Below are 23,428 nucleotides of genomic sequence, written 5' to 3'. Positions count from 1 at the left end.
GCGCGGCGGCGCGCCGGACCCGTCCGCGCGCGCGCCGTGCTGCGGTTTGCCCAGCCCGCTCGCCAGCGCGATCCGGGTGACCGTCGGCGCGCGTGCCGCGTCGGCCGCGCCCGCTAATGCCGGCGCGCCCGAAGTCGCGGCCAAACCGGGCAAACCCGCGCGCGCCTGACTCGCGACGTCGCGGTTCGGTCAATCGTTGTTGTCAGTGCGCGCTGTGATGCGAGCGGCGTTGGCGCGTGCACGCGTTCGTCGATGCTGAGGTGACGAGCATGTCGTGCGCTTCGTGCAGCTTGTGGGCGATGCGTGTTATCGCATCGAACGCAATCGCAAGCGCCGCCAACCGCAATCGCAATCCGGGCACATCGCCGTGCGTGCAGGCGATGCGAGTGCGTGGTCGCCGTGCGGCGCTCATGCCGCATCACAGTCGGCGTGACCGCAGCGACCGCAGTTCGATGCACATACAGCACGCTAAGCATTGCTTCGCACCCTGCAGCACCGCGCACGCGCAAGCCGCCAACAGCTAGCAACGCTTCATCGAACATCGCCACCGCCGACACGCGATCGCATCGTGCCGCGCATCCGTTCGACACACTCCGCAAAGTTGCGTGACGCTGAAACGGACCTTCGTCCGAGTACGAGTTCGCCGCCAAGCATTAACGTCGGTGTTCGCGCGCCGCGGCCGTGACCGCGGCGCGCCGCTGTTCGGCGTCGATGCAGGGGATCGACAAAAAAGCCGTATTTCCCGCGATTTCGCAACCGATGCACATCCGGTTACGCGCTCGCGCGCAGCGTTGTTTATCGCGCCGCACAACGGCGCGCGCCGGTATTTTTGAAACTGATCCTTGTCATCGCAGTACGTCCCAGGCAATCCAGTCACAGGAGCCGACCATGCCGCACGCCACCCTCAGCCGCGCTATCCGCCGCGCGCTGTTCGCCGCCACCATCGCCAGCGTCGCACCGGCCGCGGCCTACGCGCAGGATGCGCTCACCCCTGCGCCCACCACCACGCTCGACCGCATCGAAGTCACCGGTTCCAACATCAGCCGCGGCGACATGGAGACCGCATCGCCGGTCCAGGTCGTCAGTCGCGAAGAGATCGACCGCACCGGCAAGGCGACCATCGCCGAATACCTGCAGACCCTCACCACCGATGGCTCGGGCTCGGTGCCGCGCAGCTACGGCACCGGTTTCGCCGCCGGCGGCACCGGCATTTCGCTGCGCGGCCTCGGCGCGGGTTCGACCCTGTTGCTGTTGAACGGCCGCCGCACCGCGCCCTACGGCCTGGCCGACGACGGCCAGAAAGTATTCACCGACCTCAGCACCATTCCGCTCGACGCGGTGGAACGCGTGGAAGTGCTCAAGGACGGCGCCTCGGCCATTTACGGCTCCGACGCCATCGCCGGCGTGGTCAACATCATCCTGCGCAAGGAATTCAACGGCGTCACCGTGCGCAGTTCCTACGGCGTGTCCGGCGAAGGCGACGGCCAGCAAGCGAAAGCCTCGGTCACTTTCGGCTTCGGCAACCTCGCCGAAGATCGCTACAACGTGTTCTTCAACATCGAAGGCAGCCAGACCGACGAAATCCAGGTCGCCGACCGCCGCGACCGCAAGTGGATCGGCACCGGCGACGCGCGGCGCTGGGGCTACAGCCAGACCAAGCGTTTCATGAACGGCTACATCCTCGACGGCGATGCCACGCAATCGCCGGCCGGCAGCGTCAAGAATCCCGGCACCGGCCAGTACCTGGGCCTGCCCGGTTGCGCGCAGCTCTCGCCGGTGACGCCGCAGGACCCGGCCGGCGGCTGTCTGTGGCAGTCGGGCCAGTTCAACAGCCTCACCCCCGAAGAGAAGTACGTGAATCTGTTCGGCCGCGGCACCTTCGCCCTGTCGGATAATTTCGAGGCTTACGTCGAAGCCGGTTATTCGAAGAAGAAGAGCACCTTCTACAACACCCCATCGACCGTGTCCGGCGCCTGGGGCTATCCCGGCGGCCCGGTCAATGCCGATTCCGGCGACGGCGCGGTGGTGTTGGGACCGAATCATCCCGATAACCCGTTCCCCGGCCAGAGCGCGAACCTGCGCTACGCCGCGTTCGACGTCGGCCCGCGCATCATCCGCAGCGACAGCGAATTCAGCCGCATCCTCGCCGGCGTCAAGGGCACCGCCGGCGCCTGGGACATGGACGTGGCCTATCTGCATTCGCAGAGCGATCTGACCAACACCCGCGACGGCTTCCTGCGCTACAGCGCGGTGCGCGACGCGCTCACCAACGGCACCGGCCCCGGCGGCTACTGGCGCATCGGCCAGAACGCCAACCTCAACTCGCAGGCGTTGTACGACTACATCTCGCCGACCATCCACGCCGACGGCAAGACCACGCTGGATCTGTTCGACATCAAGGGCTCGCGCTCGCTGATGGACTTGAAGGGCGGCTCGCTCGGCGTCGCCCTGGGCGCGGAATGGCGGCGGCAGAAGGCCGAACTCAAGCCGCAGACCTACACCGACATCGGCGACATCATCGGCCTGGGCTATTCGTCCTACAGCGGCACGCAGGAAGTCGCCGCGGCCTACGCCGAAGTGGTCGCGCCAGTGCTGGAAAGCCTGGAGCTGTCCGGCGCGGTGCGCTTCGACAGTTACAAGGGCGGCGATAACGCGACCACGCCCAAGTTCGGCGTGAAGTGGCAGCCGATCCAGCAACTGGCGCTGCGCGCGACCTACGCGGAAGGCTTCCGCGCGCCCAACCCGGCCGAATCGGGCAAGGGCGGACTGGCCGGTTTCGCCGCCGCCGCCGACTCGCTGCGATGCCCCGGCGGCAATCCGGCGCCGGGCGGCAGCGTGCGCGATTGCGACATCCAGATCGCGGTGATCACCAGCCCCAACCCGGACCTCAAGCCGGAAGAATCCAAGAGCTACACCGTCGGCCTGGTGTTCGAACCCACGCCCAACACGACGGTGACCCTGGACGGCTGGAAGATCGAGCGCAGCAACGAGATCAACGTGGAAACCACCGACGCGGCGATCGCCGCCGGCCACGTGATCCGCAGCGACAACAACCTGCCGGGCCAGCCCAACAGCGGCACCTTGCTCGCCGCGCTGGCCAACTACGTCAACTCAGCCTCGACCACGGTGCGCGGCGTCGATCTGGACGTGCGCCAGCGTTTCGATCTGAACGCGCACGGCAAGCTCAACCTGGATCTGCAGTGGAGCCACGTCAGCAGCTTCGAGCGCGAGGAAGAAGACGGCAGCACGCTGGAATTCGCCGGCACCCACGGCAATTGCGACGTCACCAACTGCATCGGCACGCCCAAGGACAAGATCAACTTCGGCGCGACCTGGGAAGTCGGCAACTTCAGCCTCAGCGGTATCGCCAACTACGTTTCCAGCTTCAAGAACGTGCGCTCCAAGGGCGGCACCTGCGCCAGCCGCTACGCCGACGGGACCGAGGCGCCGGGCGGTTGCCGCATTCCCTCGTTCACCACCTTCGATCTGTCCGGACGCTGGAAAGCGCAGGACGGCGTGGAAGTATTCGGCTCGATCCAGAACCTGACCGACAAGATCGCGCCGCTCGACCCGCTGACCTACGGCGCGATCAACTACAACCCGCTGCACTCCAGCGGCGCGATCGGCCGCTACTTCACCCTGGGAGTGAAATACACCTTCAACTGATGAGCCCTCTCTCCAGCCGTTAAGGCGTTTTGCGCGTTTCATCTTCGTGGGCGCGCTTTTGCCGGCCCGTTCCCCTCGCGGCGGAACGGGCCGTTTTCTTTTGCGCGCGTCGGGCGACGCGCCGACTGAATCGTTCCCCCAGGCCGTAGCCGCGCAACTCGGCCGGATTGTCCCGTCTGATCGAAGCCGCGGCGATCTGGTAATCACCATCACGGCCCTGATCGCCGCCGCGATCGCCATCGTGGCCGGCGTGCGCATCGCCGCCGCCGCGAACGACCAATGCATGAATCCGCGCAGCGAATGGGGCGCCGCATCAATCCGGCACGTCGCGGCCTTAGCTCGCGATGCGGATTTCCGGTGCCGGTAAATCGCTATCGAGTCGAATATAAAAAATAAATATCGTCGATAAAACACCAGTGATATGGACTAAATATTTCTTCCATCAGCATCGCATCACACATGGTGAGCAAATACGGCACAGAAGACTAAATGCCCCTGAATTTCAAGGGGTTTTGTCAATGGACTGCGGCGATGCAAGCGTTTAGTTTCTGTTGCGCGGCGCGTGTCGGGCGTGTCGTCGCGGGGGCGAATCCAACGGTGATCACGGGTGCTTCCACCGCGTGCGCTCATGGCGCGCCGCGTTCCGGAATCGAAGCCGCGTGGCTCCGCGAAAGGGCGCGGTCTCATCCGAATCTCTGTCGTGTGTTCGTTGAATTCAATCTCATGGAGTCGATCATGCAGTACGCAACGCTCAGCCACGCCATCCGGCGCGCACTCATCGCCGCCGGTCTGATCGCCTTGCCGGCGATGGCCGTGGCCCAGGAGCCACCGCAGACGAAGCCGCAGGACAAAGCGACGACGCTGGACCGGATCGAAGTCACCGGTTCCAATATCAGCCGCGGCGACATGGAAACCGCATCGCCGGTGCAAGTGGTCACGCGCGCGGAGATCGACCGCACCGGCAAGGCCAGCATCGCCGAATACCTGCAGACGCTCACCTCCGACGGCGCCGGCTCCATTCCCAAGAGCTTCGGCAATGGCTTCGCCGGCGGCGGCGCGGCGATTTCGCTGCGTGGCCTGGGAGCGGGCTCGACCCTGGTGCTGTTGAACGGCCGCCGCATGGCGCCGTTCGGTCTGGCCGACGACGGCCAGAAAGTGTTCACCGACCTGAGCACGATTCCGATGGACGCGGTGGAGCGCGTGGAAGTGCTCAAGGACGGCGCGTCGGCGATCTACGGCTCGGACGCCATCGCCGGCGTGGTCAACATCATCCTGCGCAAGGAGTACACCGGCAGTACCGTGCGCATGTCCTACGGCGTCTCCGGCGAAGGCGACGGCCAGCAGACCAAGGCGTCGATCACGCACGGCTTCGGCAAGCTCGGCGACGACGGCTACAACGTGTTCTTCAACGTCGAGGGCAGCCAGACCGACGAAATCCAGGTCGCCGACCGCGCCGATCGCAAGTGGATCGGCACGGGCGACATCCGGCGCTGGGGTTACGACATCACCAGCCAGTTCCTGGCCGGCTACATCGCCCCGGGCGGCGCATCGGCGAGCTCGTCTGCGCTCGGCAACGTACGCGGGCCGGGCGGGGTCTTCCAGTCGCTGGGCGGCGCCGCCGATTGCGCGAAGTTCTCGCCGCTCGCGCCCGATCCGAACAATGGCTGTGTGTGGGAAGCGGGCAAGTTCCGTAGCCTGACGCCGCAAGAGAAGTACGTGAACCTGTTCGGTCGCGGCACCTTCGAGCTGTCGGACGACTTCGAGGCGTATGTCGAGGCCGGGTACTCGAAGAAGAACAGCACCTTCATCGACACGCCGTCGGGCGTGTCCGGGGCCTGGGGCTATCCGGGCGGTCCGGTCAATGCCAGCAGCGGCCCGGGTGCGGTCGTGCTCGGACCGGATCATCCCGACAATCCGTTCCCGGGTCAGCGCCCGAACCTGCGCTATTCGGCGTGGGACGTCGGCCCGCGCGTGACCCGCAACGAAAACCGTTTCAGCCGTTTTCTTGCCGGCATCAAGGGCACGCTGGGCGGCTGGAACGTGGATGTGGCGTACCTGCATTCGCAGACCTCGCTGCGCAACGAGCGCGATGGCTTCCTGCACTACGACCGCGTGCGCGAAGCGCTGACCCAGGGCACCAATCCCGGCGGCTACTGGCGTTTGGGCACGCAGGCGGGCAAGAACAGTCAGGCCTTGTACGACTACATCTCTCCGCAGATCCACGCGGATGCGGAAACCAAGCTCGACTTGTTCGACATCAAGGGTTCGCGCAGCCTGTTCGATCTGCCCGGCGGCGCGTTCGGGATCGCGTTGGGCGCCGAATACCGCCGTCAGACCGTCGAGCTGACCCCGCAGTCCTACACCGACCAGGGCCAGATCATCGGCCTGGGCTATTCGTCGTACGCGGGCAAGCAGGAAGTCGCCGCGGCGTATGTCGAAGCCGTGGCGCCGGTGCTGGAAAGCCTGGAGCTGTCCGGCGCGGTGCGTTACGACAGTTACAAGGACGGCGACAGCGCGACCACGCCGAAGCTCGGCATCAAGTGGTCGCCGCTGGAGCAGCTGTCGCTGCGCGGCACCTACGCCGAAGGCTTCCGCGCGCCGAACCCGGCCGAGTCGGGCAAGGGTGGTCTGGCCGCGTTCACCACCGCTCGCGATCCGGTGCGTTGCCCGGGCGGCACGCCGGCGGCGGGCGCCAATCCCAGCGATTGCGCCGCGCCGGTGGCGGTGATTACCAGCCCCAATCGGGCGCTCAAGCCGGAAGAATCCAAGAGCTACACCGTGGGGGTGGTGTTCGAGCCGACGGCGACCACCACCATCACCCTGGACGGCTGGAAGATCGTGCGTAGCGACGAGATCAACCAGGAAACCACCGCCGCGGCGATCGCCGCCGGCCGCGTGGTGCGCGGCGACGATCTGCTCGGCGGCGTGGCAGGCACCGGCACCCTGCTGGCGGCGCAGGCGGCCTACATCAACTCCAACCGGACCACGGTGCAGGGCGTCGATCTGGACGTACGCCAAAGCTTCGAGCTGGGCGAGTACGGCAAGCTGGGCCTGGATCTGCAGTGGAGCCATGTGAGCAAATTCGAGCGCGAAGAATCCGACGGCCACACGAGCGAGTTCGTCGGTACCCACGGCAATTGCGATGCGACCAACTGCATCGGCACGCCGAAGAACCGCATCAACCTCGGCGCGACCTGGGAATACGGCCGCATGAGCCTGAGCGGCGTGGCCAACTACGTCGCCGGTATCCGCAACGTTTTCGACGACAGCGAAACCTGCGACGCCCCGGTCGGTTGCCGCCTCCCCTCGTTCACCACCTTCGATCTGTCCGGTCGCTGGAAGGCGGTGGACGGTATCGAGGTGTTCGGTTCGATCCAGAACCTGGCCGACCGGATCGCTCCGCTGGATGCGTTCACTTACGGCGCCATCAACTACAATCCCATGCACTCCTCCGGCGCGATCGGCCGTTACTTCACCGTCGGGGTCAAGTACACGTTCTGATGGTGGACGAAATCGCGCTGGCCGACAGTTCGCGGCGCTCCGACGGCCCGCCTCGCGCAAGCGTGGCGGGCCGTTGCGTTTGCGCGAACTAAGGCCGGGAATGGGGAATCGGGAATCGTGCGCGGCCTGGACTTGTGGCCCGCGCATGACCCGATTCCCCGTTCTGATATCCGTAGCGCACGACTGGTCACGCCCGTTCGCAGCTTTTGCCCCAGGTCGCGGGCGATGCCGGCCTCGACGCGGCGGCGGCCGCGGCCTTCGGATCGCGATCGTGAACCCTGCGTTCGCGGACCTTGCTTCGGCCGTGTCGATTCGGCGCCGATCCGTTCGTCGTCCTGATAAGCCGCCGCGCCGCGTCCCGCCGGGACGCCGCGGTGGCCGCCAGCCCGAGGACCACGACCATGAAATTCATGCTGATAGTCAAAGCTACCGCCGATACCGAAGCCGGGGTGATGCCCGACACCGAATTGCTCACCGCCATGGGCGCCTATAACGAAGAACTGGTCAAGGCCGGAGTCCTGCTGGCCGGCGAAGGCCTGCATCCCAGCTCGCGCGGCGCGCGGGTGTATTTCGACGGCCGTGCCCGCCGGGTGGTGGACGGGCCCTTCGCCGAGGCCAAGGAACTGATCGCCGGGTTCTGGCTGATCCAGGCGCGTTCGCTCGAAGAAGCGGTGGAGTGGGTCAAGCGCGTGCCGAACCTGCAGGGCGGGCAGGGGCAGATCGAAGTGCGCCAGCTGTTCGACCCGGCCGATTTCGGCGAAGAGCTCACTCCGGAGCTGCGCGCGGCCGAAGCCAGTCTGCGCGAACAGGTCGCCGGCCGTCCGGCCTGAATGCGGCGCGCGGGAAATATTCGCCGCGCTTTGTCGATCCACGCCGTTCCGGTTCGTCGTCAGGACAGCAGCCGCGCTTTCCTCCCCCGTCTGTGCGCCGCTGCGACCGCCGACGAACCGGCGTTTCCCCGCCACCCATTCAACAGGACACCGCCACCATGCAACTCAATACCTATCTCTCCTTCAACGGCGACTGCCGCCAGGCCTTCGAGTTCTATCTCAAGACCCTGGGCGGCAAGATCCACGCGCTGATGCCGTTCGGCGACTCCCCCGGCTGCGAATCGCTGAGCGCTCAAGAGCGCGAAAAGATCATGCACGGCTGCTACGAGCTCGACGGCTTCTTCCTGATGGGCACCGACGCCACATCGCTGTACCCGTACCAGGCCGTCAACGGCGCTCATGTCGCCCTGACCCTGGGCGATGCCGAGATCGCGCGCCGCGTGTTCGAAGCCTTCGCCGACGGCGGCAACGTGCAGATGCCGCTGCAGGAAACCTTTTGGGCCAAGGCCTACGGCATCGTCACCGACCGCTTCGGCGTGCCGTGGATGATCAACTGCGTCGAGGAAATCGGCTGCGTCGATACCGACAAGGCCGCCTGAACCCGGCGGCGCGGCGCGCGCGGCCCCGTGCCGTCGCGCCCGCCGTTGCCGACAGCGCCGCCGGCGCGGTTTTCGTAAACATGAACACGCCTTCGGGCCCACGACCCTTGCGACCCGGCGCGCGAGGTGGTGTCATCCGTCGCCATGACGGCCACCGACACCCACCGCGCCATCGACGCCGTCTGGCGCATCGAATCGGCCAAACTCATCGCCGGCCTGACGCGCATGGTGCGCGACGTCGGCCTGGCGGAAGAACTCGCCCAGGACGCGCTGGTGGTGGCCCTGGAGAAATGGCCCGAGACCGGCGTGCCCGACAACCCGGGCGCGTGGCTGATGCAGACCGCCAAGAACCGAGCCATCGACCGGCTGCGGCGCAAGAAGCTGCTCGACCGCAAGCACGAGGAAATCGGCTACGAGATCGAGTCCAGCCTGGACGAGGTGGAAGAGGCGTTCTTCGACAAGCTCGACGACGACATCGGCGACGATCTGCTGCGTCTGGTGTTCATCTCCTGCCATCCGGTGCTGTCCACCGAAGCGCGGCTGGCGCTGACCCTGCGCCTGCTCGGCGGCCTCACCACCGACGAGATCGCGCGCGCCTTCCTGGCCAGCGAACCGACCATCGCCCAGCGCATCGTCCGCGCCAAGCGCACCCTGGCCGACGCGCAGGTGCCGTTCGAAGTGCCGCGCGGCGAGGAACTGGCCCAGCGCCTGTCCTCGGTGCTGGAAGTGATCTACCTGATCTTCAACGAAGGCTATTCGGCCACCGCCGGCGACGACTGGATGCGCCCGGGTTTGTGCGAGGACGCCTTGCGCCTGGGCCGCATCCTGGCCGGGCTGATGCCGAACCAGGCCGAGGTGCACGGCCTGGTCGCGCTGATGGAAATCCAGGCCTCGCGCGCGAAGGCGCGCACCGCCCCGGACGGCCAGCCGATCCTGCTGCTGGACCAGGACCGCGCGCGCTGGGACCGCATCCAGATCCAGCGCGGCCTGAGCGCGCTGGAACGCGCGGTGCAGCTGAGCGGTTCCAACGGCCCGTATGCGCTGCAGGCCGCGATCGCCGCCTGCCATGCGCGCGCGGTCACCGCCCAGGACACGCCGTGGCCGCGTATCGCCGCGCTGTATCAGCAACTGGCCCTGCGCACGCCCTCGCCGGTGGTCGAACTCAATCGCGCCGTGGCGCTGTCGATGGCGTTCGGCCCGCAGGCCGGCCTGGATCTCGTCGACACCTTGCTCGACGAACCCTCGATGAAGCACTACCACCTGCTGCCGACCGTGCGCGGCGACCTGCTGTTCAAGCTCGGCCGGCGCGAAGAAGCGCGCGCCGAGTTCGAGCGCGCCGCCGCGCTGACGCGCAACGCGCGCGAGCGCGAGCTGCTGTTGTCGCGCGCGGCGCAGTGAGCGAAGAGCATCGGGGCTGAAGCCCCTCCCACAAAAGACCTCGCAGTCTGCGTCGGTATTGAAAGCTTTTCAGCAGCCGGCGATCGATTCCATCGATGTCGAAATCTACCCTCGCGATATCGCGAGGTCTTTTGTGGGAGGGGCTTCAGCCCCGATGCTCTTCGATCCGATGGCCGCTATCCAAATCGTGCCCACCCGAAAATGACGCACTGATCCTACGCTGTGTCGGGGTGGAACTACCGCGTTGCTCGATACGCACGACTCAAGACCTTGATGGTGGTTGCGCAACTCCTGAATACTCGCGGTGACGCCGCGCTCGACCGATTCCGATCGTTCGTGCCTGCCTCACCCGCCCAGGAGTATCGCTATGTTGCGTTCATTGATCGGCACGGTGCTGGCTCTCGCTCTTAGTTTCTCCGTCGCCGCCCAGGTGCCGCCCTTTCCCGCGTCTTTCCGCACGCAGGACATTGCCGCCAATGGCGCCACCATCCATGTGCGCATCGGTGGACAGGGCCCGGCCGTGGTGTTGTTGCACGGGATGGGAGATACCGGCGACATGTGGGCGCCGCTGGCCGCCGTCCTGGCGCGCGACCACACGGTGGTGATCCCCGATCTGCGCGGCATGGGGCTGTCTTCGCATCCGCAAAGCGGCTACGACAAGAAAAATCAGGCCGCCGACGTGCGCGGGGTACTGGAGACGCTGGGGATCGATCGCGCCGTGGTGGTCGGACACGACATCCGCCGCGCGTTACCCGCAGTCGACCGACAAGCTGGTGGTGATGGACGCGCCGCTGCCGGGCATTCCGCCGTGGGAGCAGACCTTGCGCGATCCGGGGAAATGGCATTTCGATTTCGGCGGCAAGGATATGGAGCGGCTGGTGGCGGGCCGCGAGCGGATCTACCTCGACCGTTTCTGGAACGAGTTCGCCGGTGACCCGGGCAAGATCGACGAAGCGACGCGCCGGCACTATGCCGCGCTGTACGCGCGTCCAGGCGGCATGCGCTCGGTCTTCGCGCAATTCCACGCGATGCGCCAGGATGCGCAGGACAATCGCGCCGTGCTCGCGAACAAACTCGCCATGCCGGTGTTGGCCGTCGGCGGTGGAAAATCCTCGGGTGCGGAGGTGGCGTCGATGATGCGAAATGCCGCGAGCGATGTCAGCGAGGTTGTCATTCCCGGCGCCGGGCATTGGTTGATGGAAGAAGCTCCGCAGCCTACGGTTGCGGCCGTGCGTGCGTTTATCGACAAGCCCTAGTGAGGTCTTTTCGCGGCTGAGAGGAAAGCATCGGGGCTGAAGCCCCTCCTACAAAAGACCTCGCAGCGCCGCAGGGTCGCCTTCCAGTCGCGAAGTCTTTTGTGGGAGGGGCTTCAGCCCCGACGCTCTTCGCCCCGATCGCCGCGCACCTCAATCCCGCGTGCTCGACTCCCAAGCCGCATGCGTCACCCCCGGCAGGCGACGCAATCGCCCGACCACGGCATCGAGTTCGCCGGCATCGACCGCGGTGCTGACCAAGGTCGCGACGATCTCCACCGACGTCTCGCCATGCTCGTCCAGATCGACATCGCCGACCGGATAGTTCGCCGCTTCCAAATGCTCGACCAAGGCCTCGCGCGCCGCCGGCGCGAGTTCGGGATCGACCGTCAGGCGCACCTCATAAGTCGCCTCCGAAGTCTGCTCATCGATCGGAATGCGGTTGATCGCATTGACCAGCGGCCGCAGCAAGGTGTTGCCGGCGATCACGAACCCGGTCAGCAGCGCGCCCTCGGCGATCATGTCCGCGCCGGTGCAGGCGCCGACCGCGGCGGAGCACCACAACGTCGCCGCGGTGTTGAGCCCGCGCACGTTCATGCCTTCCTTCATGATCACGCCGGCGCCGAGAAAGCCGATGCCGGACACGACGTAGGAAATCACCCGCACCGCCTCGACGCTGCCGGCCAGGCGCATGCCCAGATCGACGAACGCCGCCGCGCCGACCGCGACCAGCACGTTGGTGCGCAGTCCCGCGGTGCGCTGGCGGTATTGGCGTTCGGCGCCGATCAGCGTGCCGAGCACGAAGGCCGCGGCCAGGCTCAGCACGGTGTCGAGGAACGGGTACAACTGGAAGGTCTGGATGAAGCGCATGGACGACTCCGTTCGGTGCGATCGGTACGGCGGGCGATGAAGGCGAAGCGGCGGCCGCCGCGGCTCAGCTGGGGTTGTCCAGGCTGAAGCGGTCGGCGTCTTCGTCATAAGCGAAATACTCCGCATAGCGTGCCCACGCCGTGACCGCGCGCAAGGTCGAGGCAGCGTAGTCGGCCGACATGTGGTCTTCGAGCTCGTCGCGAAAGCGCCCGGCCGGGGCACGATGGCTGGCGCGTTCGTCGAGCACGCGGCGGATATGCGCGGCCAGCGGCACGTACGCGGCCAACTGCTGGGCGAACAGCCGCTTGCGCGCGTCGATGCCGTCCTGGGCGAACCGCTGCCCGGCTTCGCTCAAGCGCAGGTCGCCGTCGTCGAGTTCGGCCAGCCGCAGCAATTGCAGGCTTTCGGCGATCGGAAACAGTTCGTCGATCTCCATCTGCAGATGCGCGGCCAAGGCGGGCAGGTCGGCGCGGCCGCGATACGGCGCGGCGGCGACGGCTTCGATCAGGCCGGCGATCCGATTGCTCGACACCTGCGGCAAGGCCGCGGCCAGAGCGGCGCGCGCGCCGCCGCCTTCGCGCGGCGCCAGCGCCGAGGGCGAACCGGTCATGCGCGCATAGATCGCATCGACCAAGGCGCGGAACACCGGATCGAGACGATCGCGCGGTTGCGCCAGATCGACCCGGATCTCGTCGATCACCCGGCCCGGATTGGAACCGAAGATCACGATGCGGTCGCACATCAGCACCGCTTCCTCGATGTTGTGCGTGACCATCAGCATCGCCTGGATCGGCATGCGGCCCTCGCTCCACAGATCCAGCAGATCGGTGCGCAGGGTTTCCGCGGTCAGCACGTCCAGGGCCGAGAACGGCTCATCCATCAACAGCACCTTGGGCTGCACCACCAGCGCGCGCGCCAGGCCCACGCGCTGGCGCATGCCGCCGGACAGCTCTTTCGGATACGCGCTTTCGTAGCCGTCCAGGCCGATCAGGTCGATCGCCGCGAGCGCGCGCTGGCGGCACAGCGCGGGCGCGACGCCGCGCGCTTCCAGGCCGAGCTCGACGTTCTGCAGCACCGTCAGCCACGGAAACAAGGCGAAGCTTTGGAACACCATGGCGATGTCGGCCGGCGCCTGCGACAACGGCGTGCCGCAGAACGCGACCTCGCCCTGGCTGGGCCGGATCAGTCCGGCGATCGCGCGCAGCAAGGTGGATTTGCCCGAGCCGGAGCGGCCGAGCAGGCCGACGATTTCGCCGGCGCGCAAGGTCAGATCGACGCGGTCGAGCACCAGCAGCGGCGCCGTGCCGGCCTTGTCGTAGCTCTGGCGCAGGCCGCGCACTTCGACCAGCGCGGCGGAACCGGCGTTGAGGGTGTGGGAGAAATTCATGGCGGTACTCCGATTAAATCCGCGAGCGCGCGGCTCGCTTTGAACGAATAGAAGGGACGTGCTCAATCCAGGCGCAGCCGGCGTTCGGCGTACACGTACATGGGTCGCCACACGACGCGATTGAAAAGCGTCACGAACAGCGACATCACCGCCACGCCGAGCATCACCCGATGAAAATCGCCGGCTTCGGTGGCGCGGGCGATGTAGGCGCCCAGGCCGTGCGCCTGCACGCGCTGATCGCCCCAATGCACCAGTTCGGCGACGATGCTCGCGTTCCACGAGCCGCCCGACGCGGTCAGCGCGCCGGTGACGTAGTAAGGAAAGATTCCCGGCAGAATCGCCCGACGCCACCAGGTCCACGAGCGCAGGCGGTAGACGCTGGAGGCTTCGCGCAGATCGGTGGGAAACGCGCTGGCGCCGGCGATGACGTTGAACAGGATGTACCACTGCGTGCCCAGCACCATCAGCGGCGACAGCCAGATGTCCGGATCGGCGCCGGTGGAGACGATCGCGATCACCGCCACCGGGAACAGCACGTTGGCCGGAAACGCGGCCAGGAACTGCGCCAGCGGTTGCACGCGCGCGGCCAGCCGCGGACGCAATCCGATCCACACGCCGACCGGCACCCAGATCAGGCTCGCGATCGCGATCAGCACCGCCACGCGCAGCAAGGTCGCCAGGGCGCCGCCGAAAGCTTGCGCGACGTCGCCGCCGTTCAAGGTCTGGCGGCCGTAGTTGAAGGCGTACCACGCGCCCCAGGCGGCGATCGCCAGCACCGCGGCCAGCCACAGGCGATCGATCCAGTTCGTCGCGCGCGCGGCCGACGGCGCGGCGGCGATCGCGCGTGGGCGCCAGCGCAGCCGCATCGCGCGCTGCCACAGCCACGCCAGCGGTCGCAGCGCGTGCTTGACCAGACGCGTGCGCCGCGCCACCTCGTACACCCAAGAACGCGGACGCTGCTGGCCGGCGGTGTTCTCGACCCGGAACTTGTCCGCCCAGGCGACGATCGGCCGGAACAACAACTGATCGTAGAGCGCGATCAATACCGCCATCGCCGCCACCGCCCAACCGACCGCGGCGAAGTTCTCGCGCGCGATCGCCATGGCGAGATACGAACCGATCCCGGGCAGCTCGACCGTGGTGTCGCCGACGGTGATCGCCTCGGAGGCGACCACGAAGAACCAGCCGCCGGACATCGACATCATCATGTTCCACACCAGCCCCGGCGTCGCGAACGGCGCCTCCAGACGCCAGAAGCGCTGCCATGCGCTCAGGCCGAAGCCGCGGCCGACTTCGTCGAGATCGCGCGGCACCGTGCGCAGCGACTGATAGAACGAAAACGCCATGTTCCAGGCCTGGCTGGTGAAGATCGCGAACACCGCCGCGCACTCGGCGCCGAGCTGGCGCCCGGGAAACAGGCCCAGGAAGAAGGTCACGGTGAAGCTCAGGAAACCCAGCACCGGCACCGACTGCAGGATGTCGAGCGCGGGCACGATGATGCGTTCCGCACGCCGGCTCTTCGCCGCCCAGGTGGCGATGAGGAAGGTGAACAACAGCGACGCCAGCATCGCCGCGAACATGCGCAAGGTGGTGCGCAGCGCGTACTCGGGCAGGTGCGAGGGATCGAGCGAGACCGGTTGCTGCGACAGCAGCGCCAGCGGATCGCGCGCCGCGGCCGCGCCGTGCGCGAGCAATGCCGCGGCGGCGATCAGCAGCGCGAACGCGATCAGGTCATAAACATTGGGCCACACCCGGGCGCGCGTAAGCGCGGCCAGGAGCGGGAACTGCGAACGTGGACGGAGTGCGGACTTCATGGCGAACCTCGATTCGGCTCAGTGGAACGGCGCCGCCGATGCGGCCTGCGCGGACGGCGGCGCGAGCGAAAACTGCGCGCGGGCAGGCGGCAGGCGGAGGTTCGTCGTCGCCGCCGGCGAGCGGGGCGCCAAGCCAGCGGCATTCGAGGCGGCCGCTGACGGGGTTGCGCTGCCAGCGTGCGATCAGCCGACGGTTGTTGTCGGCCGGAAGGCTCCGCGCGCGCGGATGCGAGGCGACGTTCGTCGCCATGGCGTCGACGCGCGGCGCTTGAATCGCCGGTTGAACGGGCGATTGAAGAGGGTGTTGGATCGACGCGCCGCGGACGGCGCGCAAAACGGCGAAACGCTTGATGATCATGATCGACCTCGATGAGTGAGGTGCGCCGGCGCTCAGCGCGGCAATGCGAAATTGAAGCCCAGGGTCAGCCACGGACTTCGCCCGCGGTCGCTGTGATCGCCGATCAGCACATCGATGCTGTGATCGGGGCCGAATCCGCGGCGCAACCCGAGTTGGGCGATGCGGCCGCCGCGCCGCTCGGCGAAGATTTCCGCCAGCACGCTCCATCGATCGCGCAAGGCGTGCTCCACGCCGATGCCGGCGCTCGCCGCATCATCGCCGTGGCGCGGCGCGGTCCAGCCCAGATTGAAATGCCATCGCGTGCGGCCGGCGGCATCGCCGGCCACGCTCAGCGGCAGATTGAAATTCCACCCGTCGAAGCCGCCGCGCGACAGGTTCCAGTTCGCGCCTACAGATGCGGCCAGCGCCCAGCGCCGTGACGGCGCCTCACGCAGCACGCGCTTGGCGCCGAACGCGGCGACGTGCGTCTGCGCGGGCCGGGCGTAGTCGCTCAGGCCCAGGCCGAACTCGGTGCCGGCGATATCGCAGGCCGGCACCAGGCTCAGCTCGCGGCCCGGCGCGGACGCGCGCAGCCAGCTTTCGAGCTGGCACTGCGCGGCCGGCACGATGGCGGCGTCATCGACGTACAGGCTGGCGCCGGCGCGCGCCGCGCCCACGGGCACGAGCGAGAACGCCGCCATCAGGACGAATGCGGTCTTCGTGGACATCGGCGATCTCCGGACGAACGGAAACGCCAAAGGCCACCTTGGCAGGTGTCTTCAGAGGGAAACTGCAGTGCGGGTAGAGACGCGCGAACCCCGGCGGGCGAGTGGGGTTCGGCGATTGCGGCTCCGTTCTTCGCGAACGGTGCCGACCTGGGACATCCCAGACCTGTGGCGATCCGTCAGCGAGTGCGCTGCAGCGTAGGTCTAGATCGACTGTCCAAGGTGTTGGCCTCTGGGGCGTGAAGGGATTTGTGGCGCGCATGATCCTCGCGCCGCGCGGCCGGGTCAACCCCAAGGCGCCGCAGGCGGCGCGATTGACCAGGATCGGTTAATGGTGGCCGGCTGCCGCGGTCGCCGCTCCGTGGGAGCCGCGACCGCGTCCACCGCGAACGCGTCGCGGGGCGATCATGCAACCGTCCGCGTCGTGCTGCCGTGGTTCAATGTTGCATCGGTTTGTTTTGCTGTTCGTTGTTTGGCTGCACGGGCGGCGGCGTCTGCGTAGGCATGTCCTGTTCCAGCGCGCGAGTGCTTTTCTCGACCGGCTGGGCTGCGGCCTGGGCAGTGTCGGTGATTACGCGCTTGTGCGCGGGGTCCTGCAATTGGCCTTCCACGGCGAACATGCGCTTGCCATCCGGGCTTGCCACCACGTGGTCGATGCGGTCCAGGCCGGAGACCTTCGCTTCGTAAGTCAGCGTCGCGGCGGCATTGCGCTTCTGCTCATCGTTGAGGCCCGATTGCGGGCCCAGCTTCTGGATACCGTCCAGCGCCTGTTTGTACATGGCGTTGTCGGGATGAGCGGCGTCGGACAGCTTCGGCCCTTGCTGCTTATGCTGCTCGGCCGCAGCGACGACTGCCGTCGAGGTTTGCAGATCGAGTTTCCCGGTGGGCGGCAGATGGTTTTCCTTCTGGAAGGCTTCGACCGCCTCGCGCGTGTGCGGGCCCATCTTGCCGTCGACTTCCAGCGGCTTGCCGCGCGCGTCCTTGATGCCGAGCTGGTTGAGCGCCTCTTGCGCCTCGCGAGTACGCGCGGTGTCTTCCGCGCTGTGGCCTGGCGCGCGTTCCTTGTTCGCGCCCGCGGGATGCGCGCGGTCGCCCTGGGTGCGTTCGCCGACCGTCTGTTCGCGATCGGCGAGCTTCACCAGGTCGGCCTTCTCGTTGCGCGCGCGCTGCTCGAGCGAATCCCACAGCTTCGGCGATTTGCTGAAAAGCTGCTCGTTATGATTGATCTTGTAGTCCTGGATCGCTTCGACGATCTGCTTGTCGTTGAGCTGGTCGAGCTTGTACTGCGGACCGAACTTCTCCTTCAGGCCCTTCTCGACGATGCCCGGGGTGAGATTGCGGAACTGCACCGAGGTGCTCCACAACGCATCCTGCACCGCCGGCCCGCGATCGCTGAGATCGATACCGCGCTTTTCCAGCTTGCCGATCTGTACGTCGTAGTGGCTCTTCTGGATGAATTCGTGCTGGTCGCGGCCGAAGCCGGGATCGGACTTCGCCAGTTCGCGCCACTTCTCGTTGAATGCCGGCGTCGCCGGGGTCAAGCCGGTGAAGCGGTCGCCGTAGGGCGATTGATCGAGGTACTCGCGCAAGGTGCCGGTCTTGCTGGACAACTGGTACGAGCCGTAGGACACGCCGCCGTGATCGCCCTTGCCAGTGGAAATCGTGCCCGCGCCGCGACCGCCGGTTTCGTATCGTTGGGAGGTGTCTCCCAGTTCCCATTCCTTAGCCATGCTCCAACTCCTGTAGTGCGGTGTGTGTGGCCGATTCGATTCGAACGATTACGGCGCGCCGTTCGCCATTGCTTCCAGTTCGCCGGCGCGCGCAGCGGTCATATCGACCAGGCATGCGTTCGCTTCCAGCACCTGGCCCTGACCCGGTTCCGGGCCGGTCTCGCAATCGGCGTCGCGCTTCTTGATCCAGGCGCGCTGCTGTTCGCGCAATCCGTCATGGCGATCGGCCGGCAGCTTGGCCAGCACCGCCTTGTAAGCGTCGTTGAGGCGCTTGTCCTGGTATTCGTATTCGGTGTCCACGCATTCCTGGATCGCCGGAGTGACGCCCTCGGTTTCGCCGAGGCATTTATCGTAGGACGGCCTGGTCATATTCGCTTGCTCCTCGGGGTGAGCGGTGGTGGGTTCGGTGGCCGGCGCGGGCGCCGTAGGTGATACGGGCGGTGCGGCTGCGGCGGGCGGCGCGGCCGGTGCAGCGGAATCCTGAGGCGCGGACGTCGGCGCCGAGCAACCCACGGTAAGGGCGATCAAGGCCGCAGCGAGCGAGCAGACCAGTGTGTTCGACTTCATGTATGGAATTCCGAACGTGGAAAGAAGAGGATATCGCATCGCGGCGGAGCGACGTCGCGAGGACTGGGTTTTAGCGGTAATTACACGTGTATCGTGCGAAGAGGCGCGCTTGATGAGCAGTAAATGTGCCATTGCTTCGGGAAAGATAGTCGGCCTGGGCACAAGAGTCATCTATCGCGCACGGGCAGCGTGATAGGTGCCGAAACCGAGGCGGCTGAACGAAGCATCGTCCGCGCGTTCATCCCTGCAACATCAATCCCTCGATCAAACTCGCCAATGTCGCCGCCGCCTGCGTTTCGCCGATCCGGCCATGGCTCATCTCGCGCGACAGCGCCTCGCCGGCGCCGATGATGGCGATGCAGCGGCGGCGCAATTCTTCTTCGTCCACCTTCGAATACGGCGCGAGCAGATCGCGATAGGACGCGACGTAACCGGCGACCAGTTCCTGCTGCACGCGCTCCATCTGCTCATCGCCCTTGAGCGCGGCGAAGATGGCGTGGCATTCGGGGCCGGCGGTGCGGAAGCAGCTCATGTAGCTGTCGCCCATCAGCTTGGCCACGTCGCTCAGGCGCTTGGGCGTGCGTTCGAAATCCTGCGCCAGCCGCGATGCCTGGCGTTCGTCGATCTGTTTGTACAGCGCGATCAGCAGGCCCGAGCGTGTGCCGAAGTGCTCGTAGGCGATCGGCTTGCTGACGCCCGCGCGTTCGGCCACATAGCCCAGGGTCAAGGCATCGGTGCCTTGCTCGCGCACGATCGTCATCGCGGTTTCCAGCAATTGTTCGCGGCGCTCGGCCTTGGGCAGGCGGCGGGCGGAGGTCTCGGTCATGCGGAGCGATCTCTTGGGAACGAAGCGCTTGACAGCGCGGGGGTAATCGTATCTTACTATTGGTAACTTACCAATCGTAGCTTGTGGCGCAACCCCGACGGGGCGCGCGCCGCGGCCGCGCAACCCACAGGTGTCCGGCCTATGAATACCCGCGTTTTCGCCGTCTAAGCCACGCATCGCCGCGTCCGCCACGCGGCGCGCGCTCAACCCGACCTTTGCACCGATCGGCGTCGCCACGCCGGTCGCGACCTCTTGCGGCCTCGCGCCGCCCACGGACCCGCCATGGACTTCTCCCGCTTCTTCATCGACCGCCCGATCTTCGCCGCGGTGCTGTCGATCCTGATCTTCGCCGCCGGCCTGATCGCGCTGCCGATGTTGCCGGTCAGCGAATACCCCGACGTGGTGCCGCCGACCGTGGTGGTGCGCGCGGTCTATCCCGGCGCCAACCCCAAGGTGATCGCGCAGACCGTGGCGACGCCGCTGGAGGAGGCGATCAACGGCGTGCAGGACATGATGTACATGAAATCGGTGGCCGGCACCGACGGCGTACTGGTCACCACGGTCACCTTCAAACCCGGCACCGATCCCGACCAAGCGCAGGTGCAGGTGCAGAACCGCGTCAGCCAGGCGCAGGCGCGATTGCCCGAGGACGTGCGCCGCCAGGGCGTGACCACGCAGAAACAATCGCCGACGCTGACCATGCTGGTGCATCTGGTCTCGCCGCAGGGCAAGTACGACTCGTTGTACCTGCGCAATTACGCGACCTTGAAACTCAAGGACGATCTGGCGCGACTGCCCGGCGTCGGCCAGACGCAGATGTTCGGCAGCGGCGACTACGCGATGCGCATCTGGCTCGATCCCGGCCGCATCGCCGCGCGCGGGCTCGGCGCCGGCGACGTGGTGCGGGCGATCCGCGAACAGAACGTGCAGGTGTCGGCCGGTCAACTCGGCGCCGAGCCGATGCCGGGCGCGAGCGAATTCCTGATCCCGATCAACAGCCAGGGCCGGTTGCAGAGCGAGGCCGAGTTCGAGCAGATCGTGATCAAGAGCGGCGAGGGCGGCGAGATCGTGCGATTGGCGGACGTGGCCCGCATCGAACTCGACGCCGGCGACTACACCATGCGCGCGCAGCTCGACAACGTCGATGCGGTCGCCATCGGCATCTTCGAATCGCCCGGCGCCAATTCGATCGCGCTGTCGGACGCGGTGCGCGAACGCATGGCGCAACTGGCCAAGCGCTTTCCGCCGGGCCTGGAGTACCGCATCGTCTACGACCCGACCGTGTTCGTGCGCGATTCGATCAAGGCGGTGGTGACCACGCTCGGCGAAGCGGTGCTGCTGGTGGTGCTGGTGGTGATCGTGTTTCTGCAGACCTGGCGCGCGTCGATCATTCCCCTGATCGCGGTGCCGGTCTCGGTGGTGGGCACCTTCGCCGCCTTGTACGTGCTCGGATTTTCGATCAACACCCTGAGCCTGTTCGGTCTGGTGCTGGCGATCGGCATCGTCGTGGACGACGCGATCGTGGTGGTGGAAAACGTCGAACGCAATATCGAGCAGGGCCTGACCCCGCTGGAGGCGGCGCATCAGGCGATGCGCGAAGTGTCCGGGCCGATCGTCGCCATCGCCCTGGTGCTGTGCGCGGTGTTCGTGCCGATGGCGTTCCTGTCGGGCGTGACCGGCCAGTTCTACAAGCAGTTCGCGGTGACCATCGCCATCTCCACGGTGATCTCGGCGATCAACTCGCTGACCTTGTCGCCCGCGCTCGCCGCCAAGCTGCTCAAGCCGCACGGCGCGGCCAAGGATGCGCCGTCGCGCTGGATCGAGCGCCTGTTCGGCTGGCTGTTCCGTCCGTTCAACCATTGGTTCAAGACCGGCTCGCAGCGTTACCACGGCGCGATCGCGCGACTGCTGGGCCGTCGCGGCGCGGTGTTGGCGGTGTATCTGGCGCTGCTGGTCGGCAGCGGAGTGATGTTCCAGGCGGTGCCGGGCGGATTCATTCCGACCCAGGACAAGCTGTATCTGATCGGCGGCGTGAAGCTGCCGGAGGGCGCGTCCTTGTCGCGCACCGACGCGGTGATCCGCCGCATGAGCGAGATCGCGATGAAGACCGAAGGCGTGCACGCCTCGGAAGGGTATCCGGGCCTGAATCCATTGCAGTTCACCAACACGCCCAACACCGGCACCTTGTTCTTCGAACTGCAGCCATTCGCACAGCGCGGACGCAGCGCGGAAGCGATCAACGCCGAACTCAACGAAAAGTTTTCCGCGTTGCAGGAGGGGCTGGCGTTCTCGTTCATGCCGCCACCGATCCTCGGCCTGGGCACGGGTTCGGGCTATGCGCTGTACGTGCAGGATCGCGACGGCCAGGGCTATGGCGCCTTGCAGAACGCGCTCAACGACTACAACGCGGCGATCGCGCAGGTGCCGGGTCTGGGCTATCCGATCAGCACCTATCAGGCCAACGTGCCGCAGCTCGATGCCCGCGTCGATCGGCTCAAGGCCAAGGCGCAGGGCGTGCCGCTGAGCGAGGTGTTCGATACCTTGCAGACCTATCTGGGCTCGGCCTACGTCAACGACTTCAACCGGTTCGGCCGTACCTATCAGGTCATCGCCCAGGCCGACGGCGCTCATCGCGACAGCGTCGAGGACATCGCGCAACTGCGTGTGCGCAACGATCGCGGCGAGATGGTGCCGCTGGGTTCGATGGTGAGTTTCGGCGAAACCTACGGTCCGGACCCGGTGATCCGCTACAACGGCTACCCGGCCGCGGATCTGGTCGGCGAAGCCGATCCGCGTCTGCTGTCGTCCACGCAGGCGATGGACCGCTTGGCCGAACTGGCGCGCAAGGCCTTGCCGAACGGCATGCAGATCGAATGGACCGACCTGAGTTATCAGCAGGCGACCCAGGGCCGCGCGGCCTTGATCGTGTTTCCGCTGGCGGTGCTGCTGGTGTTCCTGGTGTTGGCGGCCTTGTACGAAAGCTGGACCTTGCCGTTGGCGGTGATCCTGATCGTCCCGGTGACCTTGCTGTCGGCGCTGGCCGGCGTGTGGTTGAGCGGCGGCGACAACAACGTATTCGTGCAGGTCGGGCTGGTGGTGCTGATGGGGTTGGCGTGCAAGAACGCGATCCTGATCGTCGAGTTCGCGCGCGAGTTGGAATTGCAGGGGCGTGGAATCGTCGAAGCGGCGTTGGAGGCGTGCCGCCTGCGTTTGCGGCCGATCGTGATGACGTCGATCGCCTTCATCGCCGGTACCGTGCCGCTTCTGTTCGGGCAGGGCGCGGGCAGTGAGGTGCGTGCGGCGACCGGGGTGACGGTATTCGCCGGCATGTTGGGGGTGACCTTGTTCGGGCTGTTTCTGACGCCGGTGTTTTATGTGGCGCTGCGCAAGTGGGTGAGTCGGAGGGCGATGGGGAAGGAGCGTGCTGGGTATCTTCCGGTGTCTGAAAATCCGGCAGCGGCCTCGCCTCTTGTCTGAGTGAATCATTGCCCGTTGCTGTTGATCTTGCCGTCGCTGTCGCTGTCGCTGTCGCTGTTGCCTTTGTCTTTAGGTGTTTTTTGTTGCGGCTTAGCTTCTGCTTGCTTCGCTTTGGTTGGGCGTGGCTAGTAACTCGCGAGACCAGGGACACCCGGAGGGCGGCGCACATGGACGTGCGCCGGGTCCCGCCGTGGGCAGGATGCCCACTGTGGCACCTGCCTGCGTCGGCATCGCACTCGTGGCTTTTGACTCGAAACAGCCTAAAGCCCTTTCTTTGGTTACTTTTGACCGAAGGAAATCCCGTGGGACTTTGTGGCTTTGGACAAAGAAAGTGACCCGCCGCTCCATGGCGGAAGCTTTAGGCGTTTGATCTTGCTCTTGCTCTTGCTTGAGGCGTTTGCTTTTTGCTCGTCATTCCCGCGAACGCGGGAATCCAGCGACTTCAAAC

General features: G+C 66.4%; 19 protein-coding genes and 1 pseudogene. 11 read left to right on the top strand and 9 right to left on the bottom strand.

The window, feature by feature from the left end; all coding sequences use genetic code 11:
• Positions 1-202 precede the first annotated feature (202 nt).
• Complete coding sequence (locus J7J50_RS24025; RefSeq protein WP_215060452.1) at positions 203-412, bottom strand: hypothetical protein; 210 nt, start codon at positions 410-412, stop codon at positions 203-205.
• Positions 413-605: 193 nt separating this feature from the next.
• Here J7J50_RS24025 and J7J50_RS24020 point away from each other — a divergent pair, with 193 nt between their 5' ends.
• The 4 genes from J7J50_RS24020 (at position 606) to J7J50_RS24005 (ending at position 7,167) form a co-directional block, all read left to right on the top strand.
• On the top strand, positions 606-833 hold the full coding sequence (locus J7J50_RS24020) for a hypothetical protein (RefSeq protein ID WP_215060454.1): 228 nt from the start codon (positions 606-608) through the stop codon (positions 831-833).
• A 55-nt stretch (positions 834-888) separates the two neighbouring features.
• Positions 889-3,666, top strand: coding sequence for a TonB-dependent receptor (locus tag J7J50_RS24015; protein ID WP_215060455.1), 2,778 nt, complete (start codon positions 889-891; stop codon positions 3,664-3,666).
• Between the two features lie 58 nt (positions 3,667-3,724).
• The gene (locus J7J50_RS24010) at positions 3,725-4,033 is read left to right on the top strand and encodes a hypothetical protein (protein ID WP_215060457.1); all 309 of its coding nucleotides are present in this window, start codon (positions 3,725-3,727) and stop codon (positions 4,031-4,033) included.
• 368 nt (positions 4,034-4,401) lie between these two features.
• Positions 4,402-7,167 carry a TonB-dependent receptor gene (locus tag J7J50_RS24005; protein ID WP_251044665.1) on the top strand — a complete coding sequence of 922 codons (2,766 nt, stop codon included), beginning with the start codon at positions 4,402-4,404 and terminating at the stop codon, positions 7,165-7,167.
• A gap of 187 nt (positions 7,168-7,354) precedes the next feature.
• On the opposite strand, the gene J7J50_RS24000 is transcribed toward J7J50_RS24005, so the two are convergent.
• Positions 7,355-7,579, bottom strand: coding sequence for a hypothetical protein (locus tag J7J50_RS24000; RefSeq protein ID WP_215097586.1), 225 nt, complete (start codon positions 7,577-7,579; stop codon positions 7,355-7,357).
• Between J7J50_RS24000 and J7J50_RS23995 the strand changes: the two genes are divergently transcribed.
• The 5 genes and pseudogenes from J7J50_RS23995 (at position 7,569) to J7J50_RS25030 (ending at position 11,250) form a co-directional block, all read left to right on the top strand.
• Complete coding sequence (locus tag J7J50_RS23995; protein ID WP_215060461.1) at positions 7,569-7,997, top strand: YciI family protein; 429 nt, start codon at positions 7,569-7,571, stop codon at positions 7,995-7,997. The genes J7J50_RS24000 and J7J50_RS23995 overlap by 11 nt on opposite strands.
• Before the next feature lie 158 nt (positions 7,998-8,155).
• On the top strand, positions 8,156-8,596 hold the full coding sequence (locus J7J50_RS23990) for a VOC family protein (protein ID WP_215060463.1): 441 nt from the start codon (positions 8,156-8,158) through the stop codon (positions 8,594-8,596).
• A gap of 144 nt (positions 8,597-8,740) precedes the next feature.
• On the top strand, positions 8,741-9,994 hold the full coding sequence (locus tag J7J50_RS23985) for an RNA polymerase sigma factor (RefSeq protein WP_215060465.1): 1,254 nt from the start codon (positions 8,741-8,743) through the stop codon (positions 9,992-9,994).
• 367 nt (positions 9,995-10,361) lie between these two features.
• Positions 10,362-10,670, top strand: a pseudogene (locus J7J50_RS25325) (alpha/beta fold hydrolase); the annotation flags it as partial.
• 103 nt (positions 10,671-10,773) lie between these two features.
• Positions 10,774-11,250 carry an alpha/beta hydrolase gene (locus J7J50_RS25030; RefSeq protein ID WP_251044666.1) on the top strand — a complete coding sequence of 159 codons (477 nt, stop codon included), beginning with the start codon at positions 10,774-10,776 and terminating at the stop codon, positions 11,248-11,250.
• A 150-nt stretch (positions 11,251-11,400) separates the two neighbouring features.
• On the opposite strand, the gene J7J50_RS23975 is transcribed toward J7J50_RS25030, so the two are convergent.
• From J7J50_RS23975 to J7J50_RS23965, 3 genes are all read right to left on the bottom strand, one after another.
• Positions 11,401-12,117, bottom strand: a complete 717-nt coding sequence (locus J7J50_RS23975; protein WP_215060467.1) for an MgtC/SapB family protein — start codon at positions 12,115-12,117, stop codon at positions 11,401-11,403.
• Between the two features lie 64 nt (positions 12,118-12,181).
• Entirely contained in the window at positions 12,182-13,504 is a 1,323-nt protein-coding gene (locus J7J50_RS23970; RefSeq protein WP_215060469.1) for a nitrate/sulfonate/bicarbonate ABC transporter ATP-binding protein, read from the bottom strand.
• A 62-nt stretch (positions 13,505-13,566) separates the two neighbouring features.
• Entirely contained in the window at positions 13,567-15,318 is a 1,752-nt protein-coding gene (locus tag J7J50_RS23965; RefSeq protein WP_215060471.1) for an ABC transporter permease subunit, read from the bottom strand.
• Here J7J50_RS23965 and J7J50_RS23960 point away from each other — a divergent pair.
• On the top strand, positions 15,317-15,691 hold the full coding sequence (locus J7J50_RS23960; protein ID WP_215060473.1) for a hypothetical protein: 375 nt from the start codon (positions 15,317-15,319) through the stop codon (positions 15,689-15,691). The genes J7J50_RS23965 and J7J50_RS23960 overlap by 2 nt on opposite strands.
• Before the next feature lie 17 nt (positions 15,692-15,708).
• Here the strand turns inward: J7J50_RS23960 and J7J50_RS23955 are convergent, their stop codons facing one another.
• From J7J50_RS23955 to J7J50_RS23940, 4 genes are all read right to left on the bottom strand, one after another.
• A complete protein-coding gene (locus J7J50_RS23955; protein WP_215060476.1) occupies positions 15,709-16,383 on the bottom strand; it encodes a hypothetical protein in 675 nt (224 codons plus the stop codon).
• Between the two features lie 434 nt (positions 16,384-16,817).
• Positions 16,818-18,110, bottom strand: coding sequence for a peptidoglycan-binding domain-containing protein (locus tag J7J50_RS23950; RefSeq protein WP_215060478.1), 1,293 nt, complete (start codon positions 18,108-18,110; stop codon positions 16,818-16,820).
• 48 nt (positions 18,111-18,158) lie between these two features.
• Positions 18,159-18,479, bottom strand: coding sequence for a lysozyme inhibitor LprI family protein (locus J7J50_RS23945; RefSeq protein WP_215060480.1), 321 nt, complete (start codon positions 18,477-18,479; stop codon positions 18,159-18,161).
• Between the two features lie 436 nt (positions 18,480-18,915).
• Positions 18,916-19,503: a TetR/AcrR family transcriptional regulator gene (locus J7J50_RS23940; RefSeq protein ID WP_215060482.1), complete on the bottom strand. Its 588-nt coding sequence runs from the start codon at positions 19,501-19,503 to the stop codon at positions 18,916-18,918.
• Between the two features lie 282 nt (positions 19,504-19,785).
• Between J7J50_RS23940 and J7J50_RS23935 the strand changes: the two genes are divergently transcribed.
• Positions 19,786-22,980 carry a multidrug efflux RND transporter permease subunit gene (locus tag J7J50_RS23935; RefSeq protein ID WP_215060484.1) on the top strand — a complete coding sequence of 1,065 codons (3,195 nt, stop codon included), beginning with the start codon at positions 19,786-19,788 and terminating at the stop codon, positions 22,978-22,980.
• Positions 22,981-23,428 lie beyond the last annotated feature (448 nt).

Origin of the sequence: Lysobacter sp. ISL-50 (assembly GCF_018612875.1) — a bacterium.
Taxonomy (GTDB): domain Bacteria; phylum Pseudomonadota; class Gammaproteobacteria; order Xanthomonadales; family Xanthomonadaceae; genus Lysobacter.
The sequence above is the reverse complement of the archived record's forward strand: the minus strand, read 5'-3'. Positions and strand labels throughout refer to the sequence as shown.